6 protein-coding genes and 1 pseudogene are annotated in these 8044 nt (G+C 73.4%); 1 reads left to right on the forward strand and 6 read right to left on the reverse strand.

The window, feature by feature from the left end:
- Nucleotides 1-554: 554 nt before the first annotated feature.
- The 6 genes and pseudogenes from EAD98_RS02850 to EAD98_RS02875 all read right to left on the reverse strand — a co-directional run.
- Nucleotides 555-1523 (reverse strand): annotated as a pseudogene (locus EAD98_RS02850) (arginase family protein); the annotation flags it as partial.
- Between the two features lie 66 nt (nucleotides 1524-1589).
- The gene (locus EAD98_RS02855) at nucleotides 1590-2513 is read right to left on the reverse strand and encodes a tetratricopeptide repeat protein (RefSeq protein WP_121652526.1); all 924 of its coding nucleotides are present in this window, start codon (nucleotides 2511-2513) and stop codon (nucleotides 1590-1592) included.
- 174 nt (nucleotides 2514-2687) lie between these two features.
- A complete protein-coding gene (locus tag EAD98_RS02860) occupies nucleotides 2688-4376 on the reverse strand; it encodes a methylmalonyl-CoA mutase (RefSeq protein WP_121652527.1) in 1689 nt (562 codons plus the stop codon).
- A gap of 107 nt (nucleotides 4377-4483) precedes the next feature.
- Complete coding sequence (locus tag EAD98_RS02865; RefSeq protein ID WP_121652528.1) at nucleotides 4484-4894, reverse strand: Asp23/Gls24 family envelope stress response protein; 411 nt, start codon at nucleotides 4892-4894, stop codon at nucleotides 4484-4486.
- Between the two features lie 116 nt (nucleotides 4895-5010).
- Nucleotides 5011-6015, reverse strand: coding sequence for a methylmalonyl Co-A mutase-associated GTPase MeaB (gene meaB, locus EAD98_RS02870; RefSeq protein ID WP_121652529.1), 1005 nt, complete (start codon nucleotides 6013-6015; stop codon nucleotides 5011-5013).
- Entirely contained in the window at nucleotides 6012-7211 is a 1200-nt protein-coding gene (locus EAD98_RS02875; protein ID WP_121652530.1) for an acetyl-CoA C-acetyltransferase, read from the reverse strand. The genes meaB and EAD98_RS02875 overlap by 4 nt, the downstream gene beginning before the upstream one ends.
- A 62-nt stretch (nucleotides 7212-7273) precedes the next feature.
- Here EAD98_RS02875 and mce point away from each other — a divergent pair, with 62 nt between their 5' ends.
- The gene (gene mce / locus EAD98_RS02880; RefSeq protein ID WP_121652531.1) at nucleotides 7274-7747 is read left to right on the forward strand and encodes a methylmalonyl-CoA epimerase; all 474 of its coding nucleotides are present in this window, start codon (nucleotides 7274-7276) and stop codon (nucleotides 7745-7747) included.
- Nucleotides 7748-8044 lie beyond the last annotated feature (297 nt).

The raw sequence follows: 8044 nt of genomic DNA on the forward strand, positions 1-8044 counted from the left end.
CCCCCACCCCCACCCCCTCAGCGCCGGTGATCAAGAGGTTCGCGTCAGTTTCGAGCGGGATCCTGACGCAGACCTCTTGATCACCGGGTTGGTGGAGGGGTGGGAGGGTGAGGTGGCGGTCAGGCAGTGTCGGCGGTGGGGTCTGCGGTGGAGGGCGCGGGTCGCCGCAGCAGGCCCGGCCCGGCCGACGCGGGCGGGCCGACCGGTTCCCGCTCGACCGGGGCCGCGACGTGCGGGACGTGGTCCCGGTCCGATCGGCCTTCGCGGCCCGAGCCACCGCCCACCGGCTCCGGCGCGAGGGCTCCGAGCGACTCCGGCTGCACCGGCGCGAGGGCGCCGAGCGACTCCGGCTGCACCGGCGCGAGGGCACCGAGGGGCTCCGCCTGCACCGACGCGAGGGCGCCCAGGGGCTCCGGCTCGGCCGGGGCCAGATCGTCGAGGAGCGGCCGACGGCTGGAGGTGCGGACGCCGGAGGGTTCGGCGTCGGCCGCCTCACCGCCGGCGGGTCGAGGTTCCTCGGGCCGGGCGGGGCCGACCCCGGGCCGGCCGTTGCCGCGGCGCGGACTGGGTGCCGGACGGGCCGACAGCAACCGGGGCGGCACCGCCTCGGGGGCCGTGACCGGGGCCAGCCCGGCCACCACGGTGTTGACGATCTCGGCCGCGTAGGAGCCGTCCGGGTCGTAGTCGGGGTCGAAGACGGTCAGCTCGACGCCGAGGCAGTGCGGGGTGTCGACCAGGCCGGCGAGCAGGATCTCCAGCTCGGCGAAGGCGATCCCGCCCGGGTCCGGCGCGTCCACGGCGGGCATCACCGCCGGGTCGAGCACGTCCACGTCGATGTGCACCCAGTAGCCCGCGCAGTCGGCGAGCTGCTCATGGGCCCACTGGGCCGTCCGGGCGGCGCCCTCGGCGCGCAGCGCCGGCACCGGCCGGGTGACGATCCCGGCCGCCTGGAGGTCGAGCCGGTATTCGTCCTGCGCCCGGATGCCGAGCACCACCACGTCGATGTCCCGGAAGTAGGGTCGACGCCCCTCCAGCGCGGCCAGGTCGGCCTGCCCGCGCCCGGTGACCAGGGCCAGGTCCTCGCCGGCCGCCGCGCCCACGTAGGAGGCGTTGCCGGGGTGCCGGAAGTCGGAGTGCCCGTCCACGAAGACCAGCCCGATCCGCCCGCCGACCGCCTCGCCGAGGCGGTGCATGGCCAGCGCCGAGCCGAGCAGCACGGAGCAGTCGCCGCCCAGCACCACCGGGAACTCGCCCCGGTCGATGATCGAGCCGATCCGCTCGGCGAGCGCCAGCGAGTAGTCGGCGATCTCCCGGGCGTGGCACACCCCGTCGCCGGGCCGCCAGTCACCCGGGTCGTACCGGGGCGGGGTGATGCAGCCGGCGTCGCGGGCCCGCAGTCGGGCCAGCAGGTCGTGGTCGCGCAGCGCGCCGGGCGCCTTGGCGCAGCCCGGGACCGAGGTGGACGTCGGCGGCCGCAGACCGAGATTTGTCGGCGCGTCGAGGACGGCGATCCGGCGCATCATGAGCTCCCGTCCTCGGTGGTCGGGCGGGCCGGCCGGAACGCCGGCCCGCGCTGGCGTGCTACGAACTCAGAACAGGGCGCTGGCCAGGGCCCGGCGTGCCGAGGCGACCGCCGGATCATCCGGGCCGGCGATGGTGAACAGCGAGACCAGGTGCTGGCGTACGGTCTCGCGGTCCTCGCCGGCGGTGCGCCGGACCAGGCCGACGAGCCGGGCGTAGGCCTGGTCGGCCAGGCCGCTGAGCACCTCGATGTCGGCGGCCAGCAGCTGGGCCGCCACGTCGTCGGGGGCGCTCTCGGCGGCGGCCAGCGCGGCTGCCGGGTCGGCGCCGGCCACCCGGCGGGCCACCCCGACCTGGGCCAGACCCGCCTCGGCCGCGGCGTCCGCCGGGCTGTCGGCCAGGATCTTGCGGTACGCCCGCTCGGCGGCGTCCAGATCGCCGCTCATCAGCGCGTCGTCCGCCTCGTCGAGGCGGGGGTCCTCCGGCTCGGCGACGGCCACTCCACCGGCCTTGAGCACCGCCTGGATCCACTGGCGCAGCTGCGCCTCGGGCACCACGCCGGAGAAGGCGTCGATCGGCTGGCCGCCGACCACCGCGTAGACCATGGGGATGCCCTGGACCCGGAACATCTGGGCGATCCGGGGATTTTCCTGCACGTCGACCCGGGCCAGCACCCAGGTGCCGCCGCTCTCGGCGGCCAGCCGCTCCAGCACCGGGGCGAACTCGTCGCTCTCCGGGAAGCCGGCCGCGCCGAAGAAGACGATGACCGGCATGGCCATCGACCGCTCGAGCACGTCGGCCTGGATGGTCGCCTCGGTGACGTCGACGATGGCGGCGTCACCGCCGGCGGTGGGTGCGCCGGGATTGCCGGCGGACGGGCCGCCCTGCGGGGGTGTGCCGGGGCGGGTACTGGCTGGTGCGGGGCCGCGCAGCGTGCTGAGGTCGACCGCGCCGCGGGTGAAGATCGACGAGGTGATCCGTGGGTCGCTCATGGTTACCTAGTCTCGCACGTGAGCCCGCGATCTCCGCTCACCCGCAACTGGGACGTTGCAACTCTCACCCGCACCGCCCCAACCCCGTGATCATGCACTTTCTGCCCCGGAGACGCGGCATCTGCGGCATCTGCCGGGGCACAGGTGCACGACCGACGGGGTGGGGAACGGGGGTCAGAAGCGCGCGGGCTCCCGGTAGGTGCCCCACTCGGCGCGCAGGGCGTCGCAGATCTCGCCGAGGGTGGCCTCGGCGCGGACGGCGTCGAGCATGGCGGGGATCATGTTCTCGTCGGTGCGGCTGGCGTCGACCATCCGGGCGACCGCCGCGCGGACCGCGGACTCGTCCCGGGCGCCCTTGCGCTCGGCGAGCACCCGGCGCTGCTCCAGCTCCACCTCGTGCGAGATGCGCAGGATCTCCAGCTCCTTGGCGACCGTGCCGGTGTGGCAGTTGACGCCGACGATCTTCTTGTCGCCCTTCTCCAGCGCCTGCTGGTAGACGAAGGCCGACTCGGCGATGTGCCCGGTGAACCAGCCGTCCTCGATGCCGCGCAGGATGCCGGAGGTCATCGGGCCGATCTGGTGCGGCCCCTCCCCGCCGAGCTGCCGGATCCGGGCGAAGATCTCCTCCGCCTCGGCCTCGATCTTGTCGGTCAGCGCCTCCACGTACCAGGAGCCGCCGAGCGGGTCGGCCACGTTGACCACGCCGGTCTCCTCCATCAGCACCTGCTGGGTACGCAGGGCGATCTCGGCCGACTCGTCGGTGGGCAGCGCCAAAGTCTCGTCCAGCGCGTTGGTGTGCAGCGAGTTGGTCCCGCCGAGCACCGCGGCCAACGCCTCGACGGCGGTGCGTACGACGTTGTTGACCGGCTGCTGGGCGGTCAGCGACACCCCGGCGGTCTGCGTGTGGAACCGCAGCCACAGGGCCTTCTCACTGGTCGCTCCGTAGACGTCGCGCAGCCAGCGGGCCCAGATCCGGCGCGCGGCGCGGAACTTGGCGATCTCCTCGAAGAAGTCGAGGTGCGAGTCGAAGAAGAAGCTGAGCCCCGGCGCGAAGACGTTGACGTCCAGCCCGCGGCTCAGGCCCAGCTCCACGTAGCCGAAACCGTCGGCCAGGGTGTACGCCAGCTCCTGCGCGGCGGTCGAACCGGCCTCGCGGATGTGGTAGCCGGAGACCGACAGCGGCTTGTAGCGCGGGATCTCCCGGGCGCAGTACTCCATCAGGTCGCCGATCAGGCGCAGGTGCGGCTCGGGGTCGAAGAGCCACTCCTTCTGCGCGATGTACTCCTTGAAGATGTCGGTCTGCAGCGTGCCGTCCAGCTTGGACAGGTCGGCGCCCTGCCGCTCGGCGGCGACCAGGTACATGCAGAACACCGGCACGGCCGGGCCGGAGATGGTCATCGAGGTGGTGACGCCGGCCAGGTCGATGCCGTCGAAGAGCGCCTCCATGTCGGTGGCGGTGTCGATGGCGACGCCGCAGTGGCCGACCTCGCCGAGCGCCTGCGGGTCGTCCGAGTCGCGGCCCATCAGCGTCGGCATGTCGAACGCGACCGAGAGGCCACCGCCGCCCGCGCCGAGGATCATCTTGTAGCGCTCGTTGGTCTGCTGGGCGTTGCCGAAGCCGGCGAACTGCCGGATCGTCCAGGTCCGCCCGCGGTAGCCGGTCGGGTGCAGGCCCCGGGTGTACGGGTACTCGCCCGGCCAGCCGATGCGCTCGAACCCCGGGTAGGCGGCGCCCTCGGGCGGCCCGTAGACCGGATCGACCGGCATCCCGGAGAGCGTGGTGAAGTCCGCGTCCCGCTTGCGCGCGGAGTCGTACCGGGCCTGCCAGCGTGCCCGTCCGGCGGCGATCTCGTCGGCGTCCATGCGCAGGGCTCCTCCTCGGTCCTCGACTGCACGTCGAGTGTAGAGCCCTTGCCTGAACGATCGCTAAGTCACGTCGTACCGGTGGGTAACCTGAGCTGCGCCGACGGTCAGACGCTCGGCGTCGCCGGCCCGCCCATCGCCACGTCGTCGACCCGGATGTTGACCTCGTCCACCCGCAGCCCGTACGCCTCGACCGCCTCGGTGACCCGGGCCCGCACCTGCCCGGTGATCTCCGGCACCGGCTGACCGGCCTGGATGACGAGCACCAGGTTGACCACGGCGGCGTCCCCGGTCACATGCGCCGAACAGCCCCGCCGGGCATCGCCCACCTGGTCCAGGCCGACCCGGTCGAGGACCGAGTTGAAGAACCGGGCGACGTCCCCGCCCAACTCGGCCACGCCGGGCACCGCGCGCGCCGCCGCGACGGCGATCTTCTCGATCACCTCGTCGGAGACCTGCGTCGACCCGCCGGCCACCGCCGGCACCGTGGTCAGCTCCTGCGTCGCCTCGTGGTTCACGTCCCGCTCCCCCTGCTCCTCGCGCCACCGCGCCGGCACACCGGCCGGCCCCCACCGCCGTGGGGCGGTGCGAGCCTACAAGGACGGCGGGACGCGAGGGTGTCCCCGGTGGACGGTCAGCGGGCGACCTGGGCGAGCAGGGCGTCCGCCGCCGCGTACGGGTCGAGCGCGCCCTCGGCGACCGTGGCGGCGAGCGTGGACAACTCCGTACCGTCGCGCAGTGAACCGATCCGGGCGCGGAGCACGCCGAGCGCGATGGCCTCGATCTCGGCGGCGGCCCGCGCCTCCTGGCGGCGGCGCAGCTCACCGTGCTCGACCAGCCAGCCACGGTGCTTGTCGATGGCGGCGGCGATGTCGTCGATGCCCTCACCACGGGCGGCGACCGAGCGGACCACCTGCGGCCGCCACATCCCCGGGCCGCGCTCGCCGAGAGCGATCATGCCCTGGATGTCGCGGACGGTGGCGTCGGCGCCGTCCCGGTCGGCCTTGTTGACCACGAACACGTCGGCGATCTCCAGGATGCCGGCCTTGACCGCCTGGATCGCGTCGCCCATGCCGGGAGCGAGCAGCACCAGCGTGGTGTCGGCCAGCGAGGCGACCTCCACCTCGGCCTGCCCGACGCCGACGGTCTCCACCAGCACCACGTCGCAGCCGGCGCCCTCCAGCACCCGGACCGCCTGCGGTGTCGCCGCGGCCAGTCCGCCGAGGTGCCCCCGGCTGGACATGGACCGGATGTAGACGCCCGGGTCGGTGGCGTGGTCCTGCATCCGCACGCGGTCACCGAGGATCGCACCGCCGGTGAACGGGCTGGACGGGTCGACCGCCAGCACGCCGACCCGGTGCCCACGCTCCCGCAGCGCGCGGACCAGCTCGTTGGTGGTGGTCGACTTGCCCACACCGGGCGAACCGGTCAGCCCCACCACCTGGGCCTGACCGGCGTACGGCGCCAGGGCGGCGGCGATCTCCGGCAGCAGCTCGTCGCCGTTCTCGACCAGCGTGATCAGTCGGGCCACCGCGCGAGGGTCACCCGCGCGGGCCCGCTCGACCAGCAGGGGCACGTCCCGGCTCCGGCGCACCGATGGCGCGCCGCCCGCCGGAACGTGCTCGACCGCTTCGCTCACTGGTTGGTCTCAGCCTTTCCCGGAACATGGATGATCAGCGCGTCCCCCTGGCCGCCACCGCCGCAGAGCGCGGCCGCGCCGGTGCCGCCGCCGCGCCGCTTCAGCTCCAGCGCGAGGGTGAGCACCAGTCGGGCGCCGGACATGCCGATCGGGTGGCCCAGCGCGATCGCGCCACCGTTGACGTTGACCTTGTCCGCGCTGATGCCCAGGTCACGGGTGGACTGGATGCCGACCTGGGCGAACGCCTCGTTGATCTCGATGAGGTCCAGGTCCTCGACGCTCAGGCCGCCCTTCTTCAGTGCGTGGTTGATCGCGTTGGACGGCTGCGAGTGCAGGGAGTTGTCCGGGCCCGCCACGTTGCCGTGCGCGCCGATCTCGGCCAGCCAGGTCAGCCCCAGCTCCTTGGCCTTCGCCATGCTCATCACGACCACCGCGGCGGCGCCGTCGGAGATCGGCGAGGAGCTGCCGGCGGTGATGGTGCCGTCCTTGGTGAAGGCGGGACGCAGCTTGGCCAGCGACTCGACGGTGGTGTCCGGACGGATGCCCTCGTCCTCGCTGATGACCAGCGGGTCGCCCTTGCGCTGCGGGATCACCACGGGGGTGATCTCGTCCGCGAAGTGGCCGTTCTTCTGGGCGGCGGCGGCCCGCTGGTGGCTGGCCGCGGCGAAGGCGTCCTGCTCCTCGCGGGAGATGCCGTGCTTCGTGCCGATCCGCTCGGTGGACTCGCCCATCGAGCAGCAGTCCCAGGCGTCGCTGAGCCCGTCGTGCGCCATGTGGTCCTTGACCACCACGTCGCCGTACTTGTAGCCGGAGCGCTGGCCGAGCAGCAGGTGCGGGGCGTTGGTCATCGACTCCATGCCGCCGGCCACCACGATGTCGAACTCGCCGGCCCGGATGAGCTGGTCGGCCAGGGCGATCGCGTCCAGGCCGGAGAGGCAGACCTTGTTGATGGTCAGCGCCGGCACGGACATCGGCACGCCGGCCTCGACCGCCGCCTGCCGGGCCGGGATCTGGCCGGCGCCGGCCTGCAACACCTGGCCCATGATCACGTACTGGACCTGGTCCGGGCTGACGCCGGCGCGCTCCAGCGCCGCCTTGATCGCGATCCCGCCGAGCTTCGTGGCCGGGAGGTCCTTGAGGTTGCCCAGCAGCCGCCCCATCGGGGTCCGCGCGCCGCTGACGATCACCGAAGCCATGCCTGCCTCCGAGGGGGGTGCCGAGCTGTACGCCTTAACGATTGTTCGGCCAGACTAGCGCCATGGCTGAGAACTCCCCCGCCGAGCCCGGTGCGGACTACGTCACAGACATCGGGCTTCGCAAGATTGACCACGTCGGAATCGCCGTGGCCGACCTGGACGCCGCGATCGACTTCTACCAGCGGACGTTCGGGATGCGCTGCGTGCACACCGAAACCAACGCCGAGCAGGGCGTCCGGGAAGCGATGCTGGCCGTCGGGCCGACCGCCGAGGGCGGCTGCGTGCAGCTGCTCGCCCCCCTCACGCCGGAGTCGACGATCGCCAAGTTCCTGGACCGCAACGGGCCGGGCGTGCAGCAGGTCGCGTACACCGTGGTGGACATCGACGTGGCCTGCGCCGCGCTGCGCGAGCGGGGCGTACGGCTGCTCTACGACGAGCCGCGGCGCGGCACCGCGGACTCCCGGATCAACTTCGTGCACCCCAAGGACGCCGGCGGCGTCCTGGTCGAACTCGTCGAACCCGCCACCACCCACTGACAGATCGCCCCGCCCCGGCTCTGACGCCGCGTGGTCGCGCGGGGCAAGACACCGCGCCGCCGCGGGGGGCAAGACGCCGCGCGGGGGCAAGACGCCGCGCGGGGCAAGACGCCGCGCGGGGCAAGACGCCGCGCGGGGCAAGACGCCGCGCGGGGCAAGACGCCGCGCGGCCGACCTCTGACGCCGCGCCGCCGCGCGGGCAAGATCGCGCAACTTCGGGGATGTAGTGGCCTCCGCCGCCCGCGAGGCAACTACATCCCCGATGTTGTCGCCTCCGCCCGTCGCTCCCCCGTCGCC

It is taken from the genome of Micromonospora sp. CV4, assembly GCF_003667455.1.
In the GTDB taxonomy this organism is placed as follows: domain Bacteria; phylum Actinomycetota; class Actinomycetes; order Mycobacteriales; family Micromonosporaceae; genus Micromonospora.

Excerpts from the sequence above, each read along its gene's own strand:
- EAD98_RS02855 (WP_121652526.1), bottom strand. The coding sequence starts at position 2,513 with ATGAGCGACCCACGGATCACCTCGTCGATCTTCACCCGCGGCGCGGTC.
- EAD98_RS02860 (WP_121652527.1), bottom strand. The coding sequence starts at position 4,376 with ATGGACGCCGACGAGATCGCCGCCGGACGGGCACGCTGGCAGGCCCGG.
- EAD98_RS02875 (WP_121652530.1), bottom strand. The coding sequence starts at position 7,211 with ATGGCTTCGGTGATCGTCAGCGGCGCGCGGACCCCGATGGGGCGGCTG.
- mce (WP_121652531.1), top strand. The coding sequence starts at position 7,274 with ATGGCTGAGAACTCCCCCGCCGAGCCCGGTGCGGACTACGTCACAGAC.